Below are 557 nucleotides of genomic sequence, written 5' to 3'. Positions count from 1 at the left end.
TGGATTGCGAGTCCCGGCGGTTACGTAATGGACTCAATCCCTAACCTTTATGACTCAGTTTTAGTGCTGGATTTTAAGAGTCTATATCCCTCTATTATTCGCTCTTTCTTGATCGACCCAATGGGTTTGGTCGAAGGTTTATTACTGGACATTGGTAAGGATGACGATCAAGCCGTGCCTGGTTTTCGTGGTGGTCAGTTTCATCGTTCGAAACACTTTTTGCCAGAGATGATCGAAAAGCTTTGGGCGGCACGAGATGTTGCGAAGAAAAACAACGAGAAAGCTTTTTCTCAAGCAATCAAAATCATCATGAACTCGTTTTATGGCGTATTGGGCTCATCGGGATGTCGTTTCTTTGATACTCGATTAGCTTCCAGTATTACCATGCGTGGGCATGAAATCATGAAGCAAACTAAAGTGCTGATTGAAAACAAAGGCTATCAAGTGATTTATGGAGATACAGACTCAACATTTGTCTCTTTGAATGGTTCATACAGCCAAGCGGAAGCGGATGAAGTCGGCAATCACTTGGTTGAATACATAAACTCTTGGTGGCA

At 42.7% G+C, this 557-nt stretch carries 1 protein-coding gene; it reads left to right on the top strand.

What is annotated here, in order from left to right; all coding sequences use genetic code 11:
• The coding region (locus R7P74_RS28430) for a DNA polymerase domain-containing protein (protein WP_318124038.1) at positions 1–557 on the top strand (557 nt) is incomplete at both ends.

This window comes from Vibrio sp. 2033 (genome assembly GCF_033339735.1).
The sequence above is the reverse complement of the archived record's forward strand: the minus strand, read 5'-3'. Positions and strand labels throughout refer to the sequence as shown.